This window comes from Micromonospora humidisoli, from assembly GCF_016900955.1.
In the GTDB taxonomy this organism is placed as follows: Bacteria; Actinomycetota; Actinomycetes; order Mycobacteriales; family Micromonosporaceae; genus Micromonospora; species Micromonospora wenchangensis.
On record NZ_JAFEUO010000001.1, the window covers coordinates 588851 to 608540 of the forward strand.

Here is a 19690-nt window from a genome sequence, read left to right on the forward strand (position 1 = left end):
CTTATACCCGTCCCGCCCGACCGTCACCCGTGGCCGTCTGGCGACGTCGCCCGGTCCGGCGTGGGTTGCCGGCCCGGCGGCGTGGCCCGTCGCCGCAGGGCTATCGTCGGCACGTGTGAAGGTATGGATTCCGCACCCCGAAGGGGTCGAGCTGCTCGGTTCCGTTCCGGCCGGTGTCACGGTACAGCCGTGGACCGACCCGGCGAATCCGCCAGGTGACCCGACCCACGTCCGGTTCTGGGTGCCGCCGTTCCTGGCCGGGGTGGACACCACGGCGATGCTGGACCGGCTGCCCGACCTGGCGGTGGTGCAGCTGCTCTCCGCCGGGGCGGACGCCTGGACGGGCCGGGTGCCCGCCGGGGTCACCCTCTGCGACGCCCGGGGGGTGCACGACGCCGGCACCGCCGAGTGGGTGGTCACCGCGATCCTCGCCCAGCTACGCGGCTTCCCGGAGCTGGCCCGCGCGCAGGCCCGCCGGGAGTGGGCGTACGACCGGGTCGCGCCGACCGACGAGCTGACCGGCAAGCGGGTGCTGATCGTCGGGGCCGGCTCGATCGGCGCGGCGGTCCGGGCCCGGCTGGCCCCGTTCGACGTGACCTTCACCCTGGTCGCCCGGACCGCCCGGCCGGACGAGGGGGTGCACGCGGTGACCGAGCTGCCGCGCCTGCTGCCGGAGGCCGACGTGGTGGTGCTGCTGGTGCCGCTGACCGATGCCACCCGGGGGCTGGTCGACGCCGGGTTCCTGGCCGCCATGCCGGACGGGGCGCTGCTGGTCAACGCCGCCCGGGGCCCGGTGGCGGACACGGCGGCGCTGGTCGCGGAGCTGACCTCGGGCCGGCTACGGGCGGCGTTGGACGTGACCGACCCGGAGCCGCTGCCGGCGGACCATCCGCTCTGGGAACTGCCGAACGTACTGCTCACCCCGCACGTCGCCGGTTCGGTACGCGGGCTGCTGCCCCGGGCGTACCGGCTGGTGGGGAAGCAGGTGCGCCGGTTCGTCGCCGGGTCCCCGCTGGTCAACACGGTGGTCGACGACTACTGACCGGTGTCGGGCCGGGGGTGTACCGGCTCAGCGCGCGTCCGGCAGGGCCTGTCCGGTGACCGCGACCAGCCGGGGGAGGTCGACACCCCGGACGGCGGGCAGCGGCAGCTGGTGCCCGTCGGTGAGCCGGACGACGGCCCGGCCGCGCGGGTCGGTGGCCAGCTCGACGACCTGCTCCCAGGCGATGCGCCGTCCCCCGGCCAGGGCCCGCAGCCGTAGCCCGCGCGGGTCGGCGTCGGTGCCGGAGCGCCAGGCCCAGACCGCGACGGTCAGCGGGACCAGCAGCACCGGCAGCAGGTACCACCGGGCGGCGGCCAGGGGCAGCGCACCGATGGTGGCGATGACGGCCGCGACCAGGATGACCTGGTTGTGCCGGAAGCGGATGGTGTCGGCGCGACTCACCCCCCGATGATTCCACCCGGGGCCGGGGCGGCACCGGGCGGGCGGCGGCCCGACCCCGGCCGACGCTGGCCGGTGACGTAGGTCACGACCGGAAGGCGTAACCGGGATGGTGACGCCTCGTTGAACCGCTAACCCCCTGTCGCACCGCGCCGTGTCCCCCTCACGAAGGTGACCGCCGTGACCGTCGCCCACCCCCTCCGCCGCCCACCGTCCGCATCCGTGGTGCTCGTCCTGCTGGTCGCGCTGCTTTTCGCTGCGGCCCTGGTCGACGCCGTCCCGCCGCTGGCCGTCACCACGATGGCCGGCGTGGGCGGCTGCGCCGTGGCCGCCACCCGGCTGTTCCGCCTCGCCGCCGTCGGGCGGGACGGTCGCGCCCTGCGCCGGGCCGCCGTCCTGTTCACCGTCGCGGTGGCCGTCGTCGGGACGGCGCTGGTGGTGCTACCGCTGACGCCGGCGGCACGACGCGCCGAGGTCGCGGCGGCCGGGCTCGGCGCGGCCACACTTGCCTACGCGGTCGGGCTGCTCCTGCTGCCCGGTCCCGCCCGGCTGGCCCCCCGGGCCCGGTGGCGGCGCGGCGTCGACGTGGCCGGCCTCGGCACCGCCCTGCTCTTCGCCGGCTGGGTGCTGGTCCCGCCCGGCCCGGTGCCGCAGGTGGTCCGGGTGGTCACCGTCGCGGGCGCGGGCGTCCTGGCCTGGCTGCTGGTGGGTGCGCTGGCCCGCCTCCGTCGGCACCCCGGCCCGGCCCGGTGCCTGCTCGGGGTGGCGACCGTCCTGCTCGGCCTCGCCGACCTGGTGGTGCTGCTGGCCTACCGGGCCCCCACGGTGGGCCTGCTGACCGCGGTGCCGCTGCTGGTCGGTGGGGCGTTGCTGACGGCTGCCGGGATGGCCCGGGTCGCGGCGGGCGACCCGGTGGGCCCGGCCGGTCCGGCACCGGCCTGGCCCCGGGTGACCGCACCGGCGGCGGTGGCGACCGTGGCGGCGGCCGGCCATCTGGCGTTCGTCGGCGGCTTCACCCCGACCGCCGTCCTGCTCGGGCTGGCGGTGATCCCGCCGCTGGTGGCCCGGGAGCTGATCTCCGTCACCGACCAGCGGCGGTGGGCCGGGCAGTTGGCCGCCCGCGAGGCGTACTTCCGCACGCTGGTCGCCGGGGGTCGTGACCTGGTCCTCGTCCTCGACGACGGGTTGCGGGTGCACTGGCTCTCGGCGGCCGGTGAACGCTGGTTCGGGCTGCGTCAGGAGGCGGTGTGTGGGCGGGCGCTGGCCGACCTGCTGCATCCGGACGACGCGCCGGGCGTCCTGGCCCGGCTGGCCGGGCGGCCCGGTGACGCCGTCGCGCCGCTGCTGGTGGCCCGGATGCGTACCGGTGACGGCGGTTGGCGGGAGACCGAGGCGACGGTGAGCGACCAGCGGGCCGTGCCGGAGGTGGCCGCGGTGGTGCTGCACGTCCGCGACGTCGGCGACCGCCGCCGGCTGGAGCGGGAGCGGCGTCGGGTCGCCGCCACCGACCCGCTCACCGGCCTGTCCACCCGGCAGGAGCTGCTGCGGGTGCTCGACGAGCGGGGCGGCATCCCGGGCGCGCTGCTCCTGGTCGACGTGCACGGCCTCGGCCCGGCGCAGGACGCCGCCGGCCCGGACCCGCTGCTGGCCGCCACCGTCCGCCGGCTGCGTGACGTGGTCGGCCCCCGGGACCTGGTCGCCAGGCTGTCCGGGGAGGAGTTCGCGGTGGTCACCGACGCCGGCCCGGTCCCGGCGTACGCACTGGGTGAGCGGTTGCTCGCGGCGTTGACCGAGCCGTGCCCGGTTGCCACCGGGATGGGGCGGCTCCGGGTCGGCGTGGGCCTGACCGAGCTGGCCGCGACGTCGCCGCAGGACGCGGTGCGCCAGGCCGACCTGGCCCGCCGCCGGGCCGTCCAGCTCGGCCGCAACCGGGTCGAGTGGTACGACGCCTGCCTGGAGGAGGAGCTGGTCCGCCGGCTGGACCTGGAACGGGAGCTGCCCGGGGCGGCGGACCGGGGCGAACTGGATCTGGTCTACCAGCCGGTGCTGGCGCTGGCCGACCGGCGGCCGGCCGGCATCGAGGCGTTGCTGCGCTGGCGCAGCCCGGTCCTGGGCACCGTGCTGCCGGCCGAATTCCTGCCCGTCGCCGAGGATCTCGGCCTGCTGGGGGAGTTGGGCCGGTGGGTGCTCGACCGGGCCTGCCGGCAGCTCGCCGACTGGTCGGTCGGCGGCCGGGAGCTGTGGCTGGCGGTCAACGTCACGCTCGCCGAGCTGTTGGCGCCGGATCTGGTGCCCCGGGTGGCGGCGGTGCTGGCCGGGCACGGCGTCCCGGCGGAGCGGCTGGTGCTGGAGATCGCCGAGTCGCGGCTCGGGGCCGACCTGCCCACGGTGGTGGCCCGGCTGGCCGGCCTGCGGTCGCTCGGGGTACGCACCGCGTTGGACAGCTTCCGGGCGGAGCACGCCTCCCTGGCCCAGCTGCGCCGGCTGCCGATCGACCTGTTGAAGGTGCAGCCCCGGCCGGTCGATCCGGACGAGGAGTCCCGCCCGTTGATCGACGTGGTGGTGGGTCTGGGGGAGCGGCTGGGGGTGACCGTGGTGATGGCCGAGCTGGAGTCGGAGCCGGACGTGGCCCGGGCGACCAGGGCCGGCTGCCGGTACGGCCAGGGGTTCGCGTTGGCGCGTCCGGCCACCGCCGAGCGGGTCGAGGCGTACTTCGCGGAGTTCCCGTCGACGTCCCGCTGACCTGGAGGGCGCAGCGGGATGAACCGGTTCACCTCGTCCGGGGTGGTGCGGTGCTGCCCCGGGGGGTGAGGTGCGCCGTCTCGTCCTGGAGCCCGCGCACCGGCTCACCGGCGATGACGCCGAGCAACTGGCGGGCGGCGTGCGCGCCGTAGGCGGGGATGTCCCGGCCGAGCGCGGTCAGCGGCGGGTGCACGAGCTGGCAGAGCGGGGAGTCGTCCCAGGCCACGATGGACAGGTCGGTGGGAACGCCGAGGCCCATCTCCTGCGCCACGGCGAGCCCGGCGATCGCCATCACGTCGTTGTCGTAGATCACCGCGGTCGGGCGGTGGGCGGAACTGAGCAGCCGCCGGGTGGCGCGCGCGCCCTCCTCGCCGGTGTAGTCCGACCAGACGGTCGCCGCGTCGGTGAGCCCGAGCCGGCCGCACACCTCGGCGAACGCGTCGGTACGGATCTCGGTGTGCAGCAGCGACGGCAGCCCACCGATCCGGGCGATCTTGCGGTGGCCGAGGGCGACCAGGTACTCCACCGCCTCGGCGAGCGCCGCCGCGTCGTCCGACCAGACGTGGGCGAGCGTGCCGGTGTGCCTCGGTCCGCCGATCACCACGGCGGGCAGTTGCAGCTCCTCCAGGGCGGGCACCCGGATGTCGTCGGTGCGCAGGTCGCAGACGAGGACCCCGTCGACCCGTCGTTCGGCCCACCACCGGCGGTAGACCGCGATCTCCGCCTCCTGGTCGGCCACCACCTGCAGGGTCAGCGCGTACGACCTCGCGGAGAGTTCGGCCTCGACACCGCTGATCAGCTCCATGAAGAACGGCTCGATGCCGAGTATCCGGGCCGGTCGGCACAGGGCCAGGCCGACGGCGTTGGCGGTGGCGCCGGAGAGCGCGCGGGCCGCACTGCTCGGGCTGAAACCGATCTCGGTGGCGATCGCCAGGATGCGCTGCCGGGTGGCTTCCGAGACGCCCGGCTGCCCGTTGAGCGCGTACGACACCGCGCCCTTGGACACTCCGGCGCGTCGGGCGACGTCGGCGATGGTCGGCCGCTTCACCGGCGGTTTCCTCCACTTCTCGCGGCCTGGGCAGGCCGTCCTCGGGCCGGGGTCACCGGCGGTGCTCACGCTACCGGTGCCCCCGCCGGCCGTCGTCCCCGGCCGTGGCCGGTCCCGTTCGGCAGGGGCGCCTGATTCGCTTGCTCGGTTAAGTGTGCCGGTCGGCCTCTGCGCCGCCACCGGTGACCGCTGCCTTTCCATCTGCCGGAAGGCGTGGACAGGCATGCCGGAACGGCTTTCGGGGCGGCCCGGGTTACCGCTCGGGGTCGTCGTTCACCGGCCGTTGACAGTGCACGGGGTGGCCCGTACGGTGGCCTCACTTATCCGGTTCAGTCGACGTTCCTCGATGTGTGGAGCGTTCCACAAGCGTGCGCGGAGGATGAGATGACACGGTCCTGGACCCGCTGGGCCCGCGCGGCGGCGGTCGGCGTCGTCAGCCTGACGCTCGTCGCTGCGTGCAGCGGCAGGAGCGGCACCGGCTCGGACGGCGGCGGCCAGGTCACCCTGAAGATCAATTTCTGGGGCGATTTCGGTCTCCAGGACCTCAAGGCCCGTTACGAGGCCGACCACCCCAACATCAAGATCCAACTCAACTCGGGCGAGTACAACGCCCAGCACGAGGATCTCCAGAAGAAGCTCGTCGCCGGCTCCGGAGCGGCCGACATCGCCGCCATCGACGAGGGCTTCATGGTCCAGTTCCGCAGCCAGTCCGACAAGTTCGTCAACCTCCTCGACAAGGGCGCCGGCTCGTACGAGAGCAAGTACCTGCCGTGGAAGTGGAAGCAGTCGCTGTCGGCCGACGGCAAGACGCAGATCGGCCTCGGCACCGACGTCGGCGGGCTGGCCATGTGCTACCGCACCGACCTGTTCGCCGCCGCCGGGCTGCCCACCGACCGCGACCAGGTCTCCGCTCTCTGGCCCACCTGGGACAGCTTCATCCAGGTCGGCCAGGACTACACCGGCCGGACGAAGAAGAAGTTCCTCGACTCCGGCACCAACCTGTTCAACCCGATCCTGGGCCAGCAGCCCGTCGGCTTCTACGACGAGCAGGAACAGCTCCAGATGGAGCAGGGCCCCAAGGTCGCCTTCGACTACACGATCAGGGCGGTGCAGGCCGGGCTCTCGGCCAACCTGGCCAGCTTCCAGGCCGACTGGGACAAGGGCTTCACCGCCGGCTCGTTCGCCGTCCTCGCCTGCCCGGCGTGGATGCTCGGCCACATCAAGGACACCGCGCCCGGCACCCAGGGCAAGTGGGACATCGCCGCGGTGCCCGGCGGCGGCGGCAACTGGGGCGGTTCGTTCCTCACCATCCCCAAGCAGAGCAGGCACGTCGACGAGGCGTACCAGCTGCTGGAGTGGCTGATCCAGCCGGAACAGCAGATCGAGATCTTCAAGAAGGTCGGCAACCTGCCCTCGCAACCGGCGCTCTACGCCGACCCGGCGATCGCCGAGTTCAAGAACCCGTTCTTCCACGACGCGCCCGTCGGGCAGATCTTCCCGAAGATGGCGCAGGGGCTGACCCCGCAGTACCTGGGCAGGAAGAACGGCCCGACCCGGGTGGCCGTGGAGAACGTCATCAACCGGGTGCAGAACGGAACCCTGAAGCCGGACGCCGCCTGGGCCGAGGCGGTCAAGGAGGCGGAGAAGGCCCGCACCTCCTGACCGTACGCCGTCCGCCCCCGTACCGTCCCGGCCCTGGAGGGTGCCCCGTGTCCACCACCCGTGCCGTGCCGCCGTCGAGTCGACGCACCGGGCCGGAGCGCGACGCCTCCGGGGCCGGCGAGCGGTCGCTCGGCTGGCGCGACCGGCTGTACCGGTTCGACCTGCGCTACCTGCCCTACCTGATGGTCGCGCCGTTCTTCCTGCTGTTCGGCGTCTTCGGGCTCTTCCCGCTGCTGTTCAACGGGGTCGTCGCGCTGCGCAACTACCGGCTCGACGATCCCACCCTGCCCTACTGGGCCGGCCTCGCGAACTTCACCCGGCTCGGCGGTGACGAGGACTTCTGGAACGCGCTCTACAACACGTTCGGCATCTTCCTGCTCTCCTCGGTGCCGCAACTGCTGCTGGCGCTGGTGGTCGCCTGGCTGCTCAACCGCAGGCTGCGGGCGCAGACCTGGTGGCGGGTCGGGGTGCTGCTGCCGTACGTCACCCCGATCGTGGCCTCGACGATGGTGTTCAGCGTCTTCTTCTCCCGCAGTTTCGGGATGGCGAACTGGCTGCTCGCCGAGGTGGGTATCGGCGGGACGGGGGACGCGGCGATCGACTGGCGGGCCGACAAGCCGCACGCCTGGATCGCCATCGCCACGATGGTCAACTGGAAGTGGATCGGCTACAACGCCCTGCTCTACCTGGCCGCCATGCAGTCCATCCCGCGTGACGTCTACGAGGCGTCGGCGATCGACGGGGCCGGGCCGTGGCGGCAGCTGTGGCGGATCACGGTGCCGATGATCCAGCCGGTGATCGTGTTCACGGTGGTGCTGTCCACCATCGGCGGGCTGCAACTGTTCACCGAGCCGATGCTGTTCGACCTCAACGCGCAGGCCGCCACCGGCGGGCCGAACGGGGAGTGGCAGACCATCGCCCAGCTCATCTACAAGGTCGGCTGGAAGGACCTCAACCTCGGCTACGCCGCCGCGATGTCCTGGGCGTTGTTCCTGATCATCCTGCTGGTCACCGGGCTCAACACCCTGCTCACCAACCGCCTGTCAGGAGGTCGCCGGTGAGCGCGAGGAACGCAGCGCAGCGGAGTCCCGCAGTCGCGAACGGAAGGGGGCACCGATGACCGCCGCCGCCCCGCCGCGACCCACCCGGCCGGCCCGCCGGCACCGGCCCGCCCTGTCGGGGCGCGCGCCGCAGGACACCCCGGCCGGCCTCGGCACGTACCTGCTGCTGTCGTTGACCTTCCTGTTCGCCGCGTTCCCGCTGTACTGGATGTTCGTCATCGCCACCAGCGACGACGAGGCGCTGGCGAAGCTGCCCCCGGCGGTCGTGCCCGGCGACCGGTTCCTGGCCAACCTGGCGGAGGTCTTCTCCCTCCAGGACGTCTACTTCGCCGCCTCCCTGGTCAACAGCGTCATCGTGTCGACAGTGGTGACCGCCTCGGTGCTGTTCTTCTGCTCGCTGGCCGGGTTCGCCTTCGCCAAGCTGCGGTTCCGGGGCAGCAACGCGCTGATGCTGCTCGTCGTGCTCACCCTCACCGTGCCCAACCAGCTCGGCATCGTCGCGCTCTACATCGTGATGGGCCGGCTCGGCTGGAACGGCACCCTGCTGGCGGTCATCGCGCCGGGTCTGGTCACCGCGTTCGGGGTGTTCTACATGCGGCAGTTCATCGTCAACAGCGTTCCCGACGAGCTGGTCGAATCGGCCCGGGTCGACGGGGCGACCACCATGCGGATCTACCGCAGCATCGCGCTGCCGGCGATCCGCCCGGCCCTGGCGGTGCTGGGCCTGCTCACCTTCGTGGCCACCTGGAACGACTTCCAGTGGCCGCTGATCACGCTCAGCGGCACCGACTATCCGACCTCGATGGTCGCCGTCTCCGATCTGGCGAGCGGCAACTACGTCATCTACCGTCGGGTGCTCGCGGGGGCGTTCATCGCCACGGTCCCGCTGCTGGTGATGCTCTTCATCGGCGGCCGGCAGATCGTCCGGGGAATCATGGAAGGCGCGGTGAAGTCGTGAACCGTCAGGCGTTGCACGAGGGTTGGCAGTTGCGCGCGGTGTCCGGGCCGCAGGTGCCCGACGCCGTCGCCGGCCGGGCGGTGCCCGCCACCGTGCCGGGTTGCGTGCACACCGACCTGCTCGCCGCCGGCCTGATCGACGACCCCTACCTCGACGCCAACGAGACGACGCTGGCCTGGATCGGCCGTACCGACTGGGAGTACGCGACCACGTTCGTGCACCGGCCCGGCGACGACGACCGGGTCGAGCTGGCCTGCGCCGGGCTGGACACGGTCGCCACGATCACGCTCAACGGTGTCGAGTTGGGCCGCACCGCCAACATGCACCGGTCGTACCGGTTCGACGTGGCCCCGGCGCTGCGGCCGGGGGAGAACACCCTCGCCGTCCGGTTCGACTCGGCGTACCGGTACGCCGAGGAGCAGCGGGACCGGCTCGGCGACCGGCCCAACGCCTACCCGGAGCCGTTCGGGTTCATCCGCAAGATGGCCTGCAACTTCGGCTGGGACTGGGGGCCGACGCTGGTCACCGCCGGGATCTGGCAGGAGATCGGGCTGCACGCCTGGTCCACCGCCCGGCTCGGCACCGTCCGTCCACTGGTGACGGTGGTCGACGGGCAGGGGCGGGTGGAGCTGCACGTCGAGGTCGCGCGGGTGGCCGACGTGCCGCTGACCGTCCGGGCCGAGGTCGCCGGGGTCGCCGCCGTCACGACCGTCCCGGCCGGGCGGCGCACGGCCGCGCTGACCCTCACCGTCGCCGACCCCGAGCTGTGGTGGCCCCGGGGGTACGGCGCACAGCCGCTGCACCCGCTGACGGTGACCCTGGCGACGGCCGACGGCAGCCCGCTGGACACCTGGTCGCAGCGGATCGGCTTCCGCTCGGTACGCCTGGACACCACGCCCGACGCCCACGGCACCCCGTTCACCCTGCACGTCAACGACGTGCCGGTGCTGGTCCGGGGGGTCAACTGGATCCCCGACGACGCGTTCCCCACCCGGATCACCCGGGACCGGCTGGCCCACCGGTTCACCCAGGCCGCCGACGCCAACGTCAACCTGCTGCGGGTCTGGGGCGGCGGCCGGTACGAGTCGGCCGACTTCTACTCCCTCGCCGACGAGCACGGCCTGCTGGTCCAGCAGGACTTCCTGTTCGCCTGCGCGGCCTACCCGGAGGAGGAGCCGTTCGGCACGGAGGTCGAGGCGGAGGCGCGGGAGCAGGTGACCCGGCTGGCCGGGCACCCGTCGCTGGTGCTGTGGACCGGCAACAACGAGAACATCTGGGGCTGGCACGACTGGGACTGGCAGGGGCCGCTGGCCGGGCGCAGTTGGGGGCGGGGCTTCTATCTCGACCTGCTGCCCCGGGTGGTGGGTGAGCTGGACCCGACCCGCCCGTACTGGCCGGGCAGCCCGTGGTCGGGTAGCGAGGCGGTCCACCCCAACGACCCGGCGCACGGCACCACGCACATCTGGGACGTCTGGAACACCGACGACTACACGAAGTACCGCGAGTACGTCCCCCGGTTCGTCGCCGAGTTCGGCTACCAGGCGCCTCCGGCGTACGCGACGCTGCGCCGGGCGTTGTCCGACGAGCCGCTCGCGCCCGACTCGCCGGGAATGGCCCACCACCAGAAAGCGGCCGACGGGGACGCCAAGCTGCGTCGGGGGCTCGACGCGCACCTGCCCGCCCCGGCCGACTTCGACGACTGGCACTACCTGACCCAGCTCAACCAGGCGCGGGCCATCCAGCTCGGGGTGGAGCACTTCCGGTCGCACCGGGACGTCTGCTCCGGCACGATCGTCTGGCAGCTCAACGACTGCTGGCCGGTCACCTCCTGGTCGGCCGTCGACGGTGACGGCCGCCGCAAACCGCTGTGGTACGCGCTGCGCCGGGCGTACGCCGACCGGCTGCTCACCGTCCAGCCCCGCGACGGTGGGCTGGTGCTGGTGGCGGTGAACGAGACCGGCACCCCGTGGCGGGCCCCGCTGACGGTGACCAGGTCCACCCTGCACGGCGAGCCGAGGGCGAAGACGTCGTACCCGCTCGACGTGCCGGCGTACGCGGCGGTGACGGTGCCGCTGCCGGCGGACCTGGCGGTGGCCGAGGAGGAACGCCGGGAGCTGCTGGTCGCCGAGGCCGGTGACACCACCGGGCGGGCCCTGTGGTTCTTCGCCGAGGACCGGGACGTGCACTGGCCGGCGGCCCGTTACGAGGCGGCGGTGGAGGCGGTCGACGGCGGCCGGCGGGTCCGGGTGACCGCGCGGACCGTGCTGCGGGACCTGACGCTGTTCCCGGACCGGCTCGACCCGGCCGCCGAGGTGGACACCGCGCTGGTCACCCTGCTGCCGGGGGAGTCGGTCACGTTCACGGTGAGTTCCGGGTCGCCGCTGGACCCGGCGGCGTTGACCACCCGGCCGGTGCTGCGCTGCGTCAACGACCTGGTCGACGACGCGACCGGGATCCCGGCGGGCTGACCGGACGGGGTGCCGCCCCGCCCCGGCTGTCAAGGGGCGGACCGCCCCTTGACAGCCCCGGTGCGATCAGCGAGGGTCGATGCGTTCCGGGTGCGGCGGCGCGCTCCTTCCCCTCGCTCGAAGGGCAGCCGTGATGTCGTCCGCGTTCACCCGCCGCCACCTGTTCCGCCTCGGCGGGGCCACCCTCGTCGTCGCCGCCGGCACCGGTCTCGGCCTGCCCGCCCTGGCCGCCGGCACCGTCACCGTCGACCTGGTGGTCTACGGCGCGACCTCGGCCGGCATCATGGCCGCCGTGCAGATGCGCCGGCTCGGCGGCACCGCCGTGATCGTCGAACCGGGCCACCACGTCGGCGGGCTCACCACCGGCGGGCTCGGCTACACCGACAGCGGCACCAGCGCAGCCATCGGCGGCCTCGCCGGGGAGTTCTACCGCCGGGTGTACGCCCGCTACCAGGGCACCCCGGTCACCCCCGACTCGCCGATGCGGCTGGTCTTCGAGCCGCACGTCGCCGCCGGGGTCTTCGACGATCTGCTCACCGAGCACGCGGTCCCGGTCTACCTGGACGCCCCGCTGGCCACCGTCGAGCGGGCCGGCGACCGGATCACCGGGCTGGTCACCGCGCACGGGCAGCTCTTCGCCGGCCCGATGTTCGTCGACGCGACGTACGAGGGTGACCTGATGGCCGCCGCCGGGGTGTCGTACACGGTCGGCCGGGAGGCCAACACCGCGTACGGCGAAACCATCAACGGGGTGCAACTGCGCGGGGCACACCAGTTCACCCTGCCGGTCGACCCGTACGTGGTGCCGGGCAGCCCGGCCAGCGGGCTGCTCCCCGGTATCTCCGCCGCCCCGGTCGCGCCCAACGGCACCGGCGACGAGCGGATCCAGGCGTACAACTTCCGGATGTGCCTGACCCGGGACGCCGGGCGGGTCCCGTTCCCGCGGCCGGCCGGCTACGACCCGGCCGACTACGAACTGCTGCTGCGGTACGTGCAGGCCGGCTACACCGGACCGTTCTTCACCACCCAGAGCGTCGGCGGCGGCAAGACCGACTCGAACAACACGGGGGCGTTCTCCACCGACTTCATCGCCGCGAACCACACCTACCCGACGGCGACCCGGGCGCAGCGGGACAGCCTGGTCGCCGACCACCTGACGTACCAGCAGGGGCTGATGTGGTTCCTGGCCAACGACCCCCGGCTGCCGGCGTCGGTACGGTCCGGGGTCGCCAGTTGGGGCCTGGCCGCGGACGAGTTCACCGCCACCGGCAACTGGCCCCCGCAGCTCTACGTCCGCGAGGCCCGCCGGATGGTCTCGGCGTACGTGATGACCGAGCGGGACTGCCGAGGCAGCGTGCGGGCCGCCGACTCGGTCGGGTTGGCCAGCTACACCATGGACTCGCACAACTGCCAGCGGGCGGTGGTCGACGGGCTGCTGAAGAACGAGGGGGACGTGCAGGTCGGGGTGCCCGGCCCGTACCCGGTCAGCTACCGGTCGATCGTGCCCGCCGCCGGGCAGTGCGCCAACCTGTTCGTGCCGGTCTGCCTGTCGGCCACCCACATCGCGTACGGGTCGATCCGGATGGAACCGGTCTTCATGATCCTCGCCCAGTCGGCGGCGACGGCGGCGAAACTGGCGCTCGACACGGGCGTGCCGGTGCAGCAGGTGGACGTGGCGGCCCTCCAGGCCCGGCTGCGCGCCGACGGGCAGATCCTCACCTGGCCGCCCACCGTCGACGGCGAGATCGTGGTGGACAACCGCTCGGCCGGGGTCACCCGGGCCGGTGTCTGGGTGGGCAGCACCGCGATCGGCGGCTACTGGGGGTCGGACTACGAGCACGACGGCAACACCGGCAAGGGCGTCAACCGGCTGCGGTTCACCCCGTCCCTGCCGACGGCCGGGAACTGGGCGGTCCACCTACGATGGACCGCCGACCCGAACCGGGCCGGCGCCGTCCCGGTCGACGTGGTGCACGGCGGCGGGGTGACCACCCGGGTGGTCGACCAGCGCACGTCGGGCGGGCAGTGGGTGTCGCTGGGGACGTACCAGTTCCCATCGGGTACGGCCGGCAGCGTCCTGATCCGCACCGAGGGCACCGACGGGTACGTGGTCGCCGACGCGGCCCGCTTCGTCCCGGCCTGACCCGTCGGCGGTGTTGCGGCCGTGCTGGCGCGTTGGGTACGTTTTCCGGCACGCCGTCGAGCCGGAAGGAGGTCAGAACGATGTCCGATGTTCTGCGCCCCCTCCGCGTCCCGGCGTCCACGCGGATCTGACCGGGGCGTTCGCCTTCCGGAGGATTCCCCATGACCCACCTGGTCATCCGCCCGCTCGTCGCGGGCGAGGAAGATCTGTTCGAGTCCATGCCCGACCCGCTGCCCCACCTGCGCAAGGTCCGTTACGCCGACGGTGTCGCCGGGGGTGGCTACCGGCCCGAGCGCACCTGGATCGCCCTGCGGGACGGCCGGGTGGTCGGTCGGGCCGCGTGGCTCCTGCCGCCCGGGGCCGCCGGTGCGCCCTGGCTGGACCGCTTCGACCTGACCGCCGAACCCGAGGTGGGGGCCGTGCTGCTGCGGGCGGCCCACGAGGCGCTCGGTGGCCCGCACCCGTACCACGCCGGGCTGCCCGCGTACTGGCGGCGGCGGCCGGAGGTGCTCGCCGTGGTCCGGGCGCCACTGGCGGCGGCCCGGCTCGCCGGGCTGGTCGAGCGCGGCGAGCGGCTCCGCTGCTCGTGGGCGGGCACCCCGCTGCCGACGACCTCCGGCCGCTACGCCGTCCGCCCGGCCGCCGACGGCAGCGAGGTCGACGCCCTCGTCGCCCGGATCGCCGAGCCGGACGTGCTGACCGGCCGGGAGATCGCCCGGGCGGTGGCCGGGGTGGACCTGGCCACCGATCCACGGGCCTGGCTGACCGGCGCGACCTGGCGGGTCGCCCTGGTCGACGAGGAGCCGGTCGGGCTCGCCGGGACGACCGGGGACGCCTGTTTCCCACAGCTCGGCTACCTCGGGGTGGTGGACGGGGCGGCGCGGGGCGAGTTGCTCGCCGACTCGGTCGCGGCGTTGGTGGCCGACGGTGCCCGGGAGGTGGTGGCCGACGTGGACGCCCACCGGGTCGCGGTGGTCGCCGAGCTGGAACGCACCGGGTTCCGGCAGTTGCGTACCCGGCTGTTCTTCGAGCCCACCACGGCTGCGGTCGACTGACCCGTACGGCGTGCCCCCGGCGTACCGGCCGGGGGCACGCCACCTGACCGGCCACGAACCGGGAGTCACGAACCACACGACAGGTCAATTGAAGAATTTCGCAAGTGCTAAAGTGTTCACGACGTCGACGGAAGAAGGTCCCGGGTGTCGGTCCCGCTGTACCAGGCCAAGGCGGAGCTGTTCCGCACCCTCGGGCACCCGGTGCGCATCCGGGTGCTCGAACTGCTCCAGGACGGCCCGAAGCCGGTCCGCGACCTGCTCGCCGTCATCGAGGTCGAGCCGTCCAACCTCTCCCAGCAGCTCGCCGTGCTGCGCCGGGCCGGCATGGTCACCTCCTACCGGGACGGCCCGCTGGTGATGTACTCGCTGAGCACCCCCGACGTGGCCGACCTGCTGGCCGCCGGCCGACGCATCCTCGGCACCGTCCTCACCGACCGCGACGCCCTCCTCGACGAACTCCGCACCGCCACCGCCACCGCCACCGCCACCGCCACCGCCGACCCGGCCGCCGGCAGCCCCGCAGCCGCACCCGCCGCCGGACCGTCCGGTCCCGTCATGGCCGGCGACAGGCCCCGTAACCCCACGAACGGCTCGCCGACCCGGCCCGGCCGGTGAGCATCGCCGCCGTCGCCGACCGGTTCCTCGGCCTGCTGCCCGACCGCGCCGACTGGCAGGCGGTACGCCGCTCACCCCGGCGGGACCTGGCCGCCGGGCTGACCGTTGCCGTGGTGGCCCTGCCACTCGCCCTCGCCTTCGGCGTCACCTCCGGGCTGGGCGCGCAGGCCGGCCTGGTCACCGCCGTCGTCGCCGGGGCGGTGGCGGCCGTGTTCGGCGGCTCCCACCTCCAGGTCTCCGGCCCCACCGGGGCGATGACGGTGGTGCTGGTGCCGGTGGTGCAGCAGTTCGGCCCGACCGGGGTGCTGATGGTCGGCGTGCTGGCCGGGCTGCTGCTGATCGCCCTCGCCCTGGCCCGCCTCGGCCGGTACGTCCGCTACCTGCCCACCCCCGTCATCGAGGGCTTCACCGCAGGCATCGCCGTGGTCATCGCCCTGCAACAGGTGCCCGCCGCGCTCGGCGTCACCGACGCGCACGGCGACCGGGTGTGGGCCGTCGCCGCCGACGCCGTCGCCCGGTTCGCCGTACACCCCCGGCCGGTGGCGCTGGCGGTCGCGCTCGGGGTGGCGGCGCTGATGCTGCTCGGCGCACGCTTCCGGCCCGGCGTACCGTTCTCGCTGCTCGGGGTGGCCGTTACCACGGTGCTCGCCGAAACCCTCCCGCTCGACCTGGCCCGGATCGGTGCCCTGCCGCAGGGGCTGCCCGCGCCGTCGCTGGGCTTCCTCGACCCCGGCGCGGTCGGCGTGCTGCTGCCGTCGGCGCTGGCGGTGGCCGCGCTCGCCGCGCTGGAGAGCCTGCTGTCGGCCACCGTCGCCGACGGGATGACCGTCGGACAACGGCACGACCCGGACCGGGAACTGTTCGGTCAGGGCCTGGCCAACCTCGCCGCACCCGTGTTCGGCGGCATCCCGGCCACCGCCGCCATCGCCCGTACGGCCGTCAACGTCCGCGCCGGGGCGGCGTCGAAGCTGGCCGCGCTCACCCACGCGGTGGCGCTCGCCGCGATCGTGCTCGCCGCCGCCCCGCTGGTCGGCCGGATCCCGCTCGCCGCGCTCGCCGGGGTGCTGCTCGCCACCACGGTACGGATGATCGAGGCTGGTTCACTCTGGGCGCTGGCCCGCGCCACCCGGGGCGACGCCCTGGTGCTGGTGCTCACCTTCGTCGTCACGGTCGCCTGGGACCTGGTCACCGCCGTCGCCGTCGGGGTCGCCGTGGCGGTGGTGATCGCGCTGCGCGCGGTGGCCCGCAGCGCCCGGCTGGAACAGGTCCCGCTCGACCGGGGGGAGCACAGCGCCGAGGAGCACGCCCTGCTGGCCGAGCACATCGTGGCGTACCGGCTGGACGGGCCGCTGTTCTTCGCCGCCGCGCACACCTTCCTGCTGGAACTGTCCGAGGTGGCCGACGTCCGGGTGGTCATCCTGCGGATGTCCCGGGTGTCGGCGCTCGACGCCACCGGCGCGCACGTGCTCGGCGACGCCATCGGGCGGCTGCGCGGACGGGGGATCACCGTGCTGCTCTCCGGCATCACCCCCGACCACGACCAGGTGCTTTCGACCCTCGGGGTGGCCGACGAGTTGCGCCGCGACGGGCTGGTCTTCCCCGACACCCCGGCCGCCATCGCCCACGCCCGGGAACTGCTGCGGGGCACCGTCACCACCTGACGGTGGTCGGCCGCGAATGCGGCGGTGGGCGACACCGTCATTCAAAGCCGCCCGGCGGGCGGCGCGCACCTCGCCGCACTGTCGACGCTCCGGCCGGCAAGCCCGTCGATCAGCTCGCCGAGGACCCAGGCCTGGTCCGGGTCGGCGACGCCGCGATGCTCCTTTTGGATCACCGCCTGGGTCAGGATCTCCGACCAGGGCAGGTGGTACAGGGCGACCTTACCGCAGCTTGCGCCGGTCGACGGTGGTTGGATGCTGGCCCGGCACGGGGGTGATCTTGTCGGAGATCGTGATGAGGGCGTCCAAGCCCTGCCCCCGGGCGATGTCGAGGTTCGGCTCCAACTGGTCGGACTTCAGAGTGTTGCCGCTGGTCTTCGCCTCGGCCAGGGAGGTCCACTGGCGCTGTCCCCTGGTGAGCTCGTCGAGCGGACCCTGGGGGCGTTCGGCAAACGTGTGCAGATCAACTACACCATCGAGCACGGCACCAACCGGCTGCGGAACACCAAGGTGTCGCCCGAGGGTACCGCGGTACCGGCCGACATCAGCTACGACTACGACGACGCCGGCAACCTGACCCGGGTCCACGACGCGCCGTACGGCCAGTCCACCGACACGCAGTGCTTCAGCTACGACCACCTGCGCCGGCTGAAGGAGGCCTGGACCCCCGGCGCGGGTGACTGCGGCGACGCCACGCGGTCGGTGACGGGCCTGGGCGGGCCGGCGCCCTACTGGCACAGCTACGAGTACAACGACGCGGCCGGGCAGACCGGTAGTCGGAGCAGGGAGATCCTGCATGCGGCGGGCGGCGACACCATCAGGACCTATCGCTACCCGGCGCAGGGCGGTGTGGCCGGCTCCGGACCGCACGAACTGCGGGACGTGACGACCGACCGCCCGGTCGGCGCCGACCAGGTGGACACGTACCAGTACGACGAGTCCGGCAACACCACCGTGCGGAACCTGGCGGGCACGGCGCAGAATCTGACCTGGGACAACGAGGGCCGCCTCAGTTCCGCGCAGACCGGCAGTCGGACCGTCAGCTACCTGTACGACGCCGAGGGCAACCGGCTCATTCGGCGTGACCCGCAGGGCGGCGGGAGCACGTTGTATCTGCCCAACGGCATGGAGGTGAAGGTTGCGGCCGGGTCCACGGCCGCCACCTGCACCCGCTACTACACGCACCTGGACCAGCAGATCGCGGTCCGTACCAAGGCCGGTGGTTTGACGTGGTTCGTCACGGACCAGCACAACACGGCTGAGCTGAGCCTGAAGGCGACTGACCTCCTGGTTGAGCGACGGCGGACCCTGCCCTTCGGGGACGTCCGCGGTTCTGCTCCGACGGCGTGGGCCGGCGACCGTGGCTTCGTCGGAGGCACGATCGACCCGACAGGTCTGACCCATCTCGGTGCCCGCGAGTACGACCCGAGCACCGGTCGCTTCATCTCCGTCGACCCGATCATCGACACCAGCGACCCCCAGCAGATGCACGGCTACGCCTACGGCAACAACGCACCACCGAGCTTCTCCGATCCCAGCGGCCTGCTCTTCTCCGGGTTGTGGAACAAGGCCAAGGGCGCGGTGAGTTCAGCTGTCGACACCGTCGTCGACGATGTCAGTGCGGCGGCGAAGTCCGTGGTCGACTCCTACCAGGAGGACCCGTGGAAGTTCGTCGCACAGGTCGCGGTCGGGGTCGCCGTCGGTGTCGGTGTGGCCGCGCTGTGCGGAGCCACCGCGGGCGTGGGTTGCGCCGTTACGGCCGCGGTCGTCGGCGGTGCACTCGCCGGGGGTGCGTCAGCGGCGACCGGCCACGCGGTCGACGCCGCCCAGGGCGAGGGTTTCGACATCGACGAGTTCAACACCGACGTCACGAACGGGATGATCGGGGGAGCGGTCGTCGGGGGCCTCTTCGCCCCACTGGCCGGAGCGTCGGCGGCCGCGTCCCGCCCGGCGATCGATGCGGCGGCGCTGCCCGCCGCGCCCCGGGCTGCCGCGGCGACGACGGCCTCGGCGGGCCCGGGGACGGCTGTTCGGCCGGTGGGTGCCCAGCTCGAGTCCGTCGAGGACATCATGGGCAACCCGTATCTGCTCTACGACATGTCACCTGCCCAGGTGGAAGCCATCGTCAAGGGATCACCTGGCTGGCAGATCGAAAAGCTCGGTAAGGGCGCCCACAAGGGGCAGGGATGGATGTTCCGTGAATACACTTTCAAGCGGGGCAAGCAGTTCACGACCGGTAGGATGATCCAGTGGCATCCCGGCGGTGGCCATCACGGGAAGCTTCCCTATTGGAAGGTCAAGCAGCCGAACAAGCCGGAGGCCAGGTTGCCTCAGTACCGGGAGAAGCTGCCGCAGTGGAAGCTCGACCAGCTGAAGTGACGGCTTCGCTCTGGAGAGGTGATTCGATGTCCCAGGCGCCGGGCTACGATCCGGGTGACCTCCTCCATCCTGCCCGTGTCACCTCGGTGCTGTGCGGGCTGACGCGGGTGGTCGCCCGCCTCGCGCTGGCTCCCGACGAACAGCGGGAGTACCTGCGCCGGGCCGGTACCGGTGGCCTGGCGGACGAGTTGGCGTTGCAGCTCGAGGCCGTGGTCACTCTCCTTGAACCGTTGGAGGAAGCCAATCTGGTCGACCCGGCGCAGGCCGCGTTGGCTCACCGCATCGACCAGATGCTCGATATGATGAGCGGGGCGGACAAGGCCCACCTCTGGGAACCTGAGGCGTTGTCAACGGCCCCGGAGTGGGTCGAGGTCCGCGCCCTCGCCAAGGAGTTCCTGTTCCTACCCGATCCTTTCGGCGGCACATAGCGGACGATCGGTGGCCCGGGGCGAGTTCGCTC

The 19690-nt window shown here is 73.0% G+C and carries 14 protein-coding genes and 1 pseudogene; 12 read left to right on the forward strand and 3 right to left on the reverse strand.

The genetic code is table 11. The features are described 5' to 3' along the window. Positions 1 to 115 precede the first annotated feature (115 nt). A complete protein-coding gene (locus JQN84_RS02575) occupies positions 116 to 1042 on the forward strand; it encodes a 2-hydroxyacid dehydrogenase (protein WP_204956779.1) in 927 nt (308 codons plus the stop codon). A gap of 27 nt (positions 1043 to 1069) precedes the next feature. Here JQN84_RS02575 and JQN84_RS02580 read toward each other — a convergent pair whose 3' ends face one another. Continuing rightward, positions 1070 to 1444 carry a PH domain-containing protein gene (locus JQN84_RS02580; RefSeq protein ID WP_204956780.1) on the reverse strand — a complete coding sequence of 125 codons (375 nt, stop codon included), beginning with the start codon at positions 1442 to 1444 and terminating at the stop codon, positions 1070 to 1072. A 177-nt stretch (positions 1445 to 1621) separates the two neighbouring features. Between JQN84_RS02580 and JQN84_RS02585 the strand changes: the two genes are divergently transcribed. After that, positions 1622 to 4183: a putative bifunctional diguanylate cyclase/phosphodiesterase gene (locus JQN84_RS02585; RefSeq protein ID WP_307820963.1), complete on the forward strand. Its 2562-nt coding sequence runs from the start codon at positions 1622 to 1624 to the stop codon at positions 4181 to 4183. Positions 4184 to 4211: 28 nt separating this feature from the next. Here JQN84_RS02585 and JQN84_RS02590 read toward each other — a convergent pair whose 3' ends face one another. After that, a complete protein-coding gene (locus JQN84_RS02590; RefSeq protein WP_204956781.1) occupies positions 4212 to 5231 on the reverse strand; it encodes a LacI family DNA-binding transcriptional regulator in 1020 nt (339 codons plus the stop codon). A gap of 384 nt (positions 5232 to 5615) precedes the next feature. On the opposite strand from JQN84_RS02590, the gene JQN84_RS02595 reads away from it, so the two are divergent. From JQN84_RS02595 to JQN84_RS02630, 8 genes and pseudogenes are all read left to right on the forward strand, one after another. After that, positions 5616 to 6893, forward strand: coding sequence for an ABC transporter substrate-binding protein (locus JQN84_RS02595; protein ID WP_204956782.1), 1278 nt, complete (start codon positions 5616 to 5618; stop codon positions 6891 to 6893). Between the two features lie 47 nt (positions 6894 to 6940). Next, positions 6941 to 7954, forward strand: coding sequence for a carbohydrate ABC transporter permease (locus JQN84_RS02600; protein ID WP_204956783.1), 1014 nt, complete (start codon positions 6941 to 6943; stop codon positions 7952 to 7954). 55 nt (positions 7955 to 8009) lie between these two features. Continuing rightward, the gene (locus tag JQN84_RS02605) at positions 8010 to 8912 is read left to right on the forward strand and encodes a carbohydrate ABC transporter permease (protein ID WP_239484635.1); all 903 of its coding nucleotides are present in this window, start codon (positions 8010 to 8012) and stop codon (positions 8910 to 8912) included. Beyond that, on the forward strand, positions 8909 to 11380 hold the full coding sequence (locus JQN84_RS02610; protein WP_204956784.1) for a glycoside hydrolase family 2 protein: 2472 nt from the start codon (positions 8909 to 8911) through the stop codon (positions 11378 to 11380). The genes JQN84_RS02605 and JQN84_RS02610 overlap by 4 nt, the downstream gene beginning before the upstream one ends. A gap of 133 nt (positions 11381 to 11513) precedes the next feature. Continuing rightward, a complete protein-coding gene (locus JQN84_RS02615; protein ID WP_204956785.1) occupies positions 11514 to 13523 on the forward strand; it encodes an FAD-dependent oxidoreductase in 2010 nt (669 codons plus the stop codon). 161 nt (positions 13524 to 13684) lie between these two features. Next, the gene (locus tag JQN84_RS02620) at positions 13685 to 14578 is read left to right on the forward strand and encodes an acetyltransferase (RefSeq protein WP_204956786.1); all 894 of its coding nucleotides are present in this window, start codon (positions 13685 to 13687) and stop codon (positions 14576 to 14578) included. Between the two features lie 144 nt (positions 14579 to 14722). After that, positions 14723 to 15046, forward strand: a pseudogene (locus JQN84_RS02625) (ArsR/SmtB family transcription factor); the annotation flags it as partial. Positions 15047 to 15189: 143 nt separating this feature from the next. Continuing rightward, positions 15190 to 16854 carry a SulP family inorganic anion transporter gene (locus JQN84_RS02630; protein ID WP_204956787.1) on the forward strand — a complete coding sequence of 555 codons (1665 nt, stop codon included), beginning with the start codon at positions 15190 to 15192 and terminating at the stop codon, positions 16852 to 16854. A 219-nt stretch (positions 16855 to 17073) separates the two neighbouring features. Here the strand turns inward: JQN84_RS02630 and JQN84_RS31190 are convergent, their stop codons facing one another. Further along, a complete protein-coding gene (locus tag JQN84_RS31190; protein WP_239484636.1) occupies positions 17074 to 17334 on the reverse strand; it encodes a hypothetical protein in 261 nt (86 codons plus the stop codon). On the opposite strand from JQN84_RS31190, the gene JQN84_RS02640 reads away from it, so the two are divergent. Both JQN84_RS02640 and JQN84_RS02645 read left to right on the forward strand, forming a co-directional pair. After that, positions 17308 to 19230, forward strand: a complete 1923-nt coding sequence (locus tag JQN84_RS02640) for an RHS repeat domain-containing protein (protein WP_204956788.1) — start codon at positions 17308 to 17310, stop codon at positions 19228 to 19230. The two genes, JQN84_RS31190 and JQN84_RS02640, sit on opposite strands and share 27 nt — an antisense overlap. Positions 19231 to 19256: 26 nt before the next feature. After that, the gene (locus tag JQN84_RS02645) at positions 19257 to 19658 is read left to right on the forward strand and encodes a hypothetical protein (protein ID WP_204956789.1); all 402 of its coding nucleotides are present in this window, start codon (positions 19257 to 19259) and stop codon (positions 19656 to 19658) included. Positions 19659 to 19690 lie beyond the last annotated feature (32 nt).

Excerpts from the sequence above, each read along its gene's own strand:
- JQN84_RS02645 (WP_204956789.1), top strand. The coding sequence starts at position 19,257 with ATGTCCCAGGCGCCGGGCTACGATCCGGGTGACCTCCTCCATCCTGCC.
- JQN84_RS02595 (WP_204956782.1), top strand. The coding sequence starts at position 5,616 with ATGACACGGTCCTGGACCCGCTGGGCCCGCGCGGCGGCGGTCGGCGTC.
- JQN84_RS02615 (WP_204956785.1), top strand. The coding sequence starts at position 11,514 with ATGTCGTCCGCGTTCACCCGCCGCCACCTGTTCCGCCTCGGCGGGGCC.
- JQN84_RS02605 (WP_239484635.1), top strand. The coding sequence starts at position 8,010 with ATGACCGCCGCCGCCCCGCCGCGACCCACCCGGCCGGCCCGCCGGCAC.
- JQN84_RS02620 (WP_204956786.1), top strand. The coding sequence starts at position 13,685 with ATGACCCACCTGGTCATCCGCCCGCTCGTCGCGGGCGAGGAAGATCTG.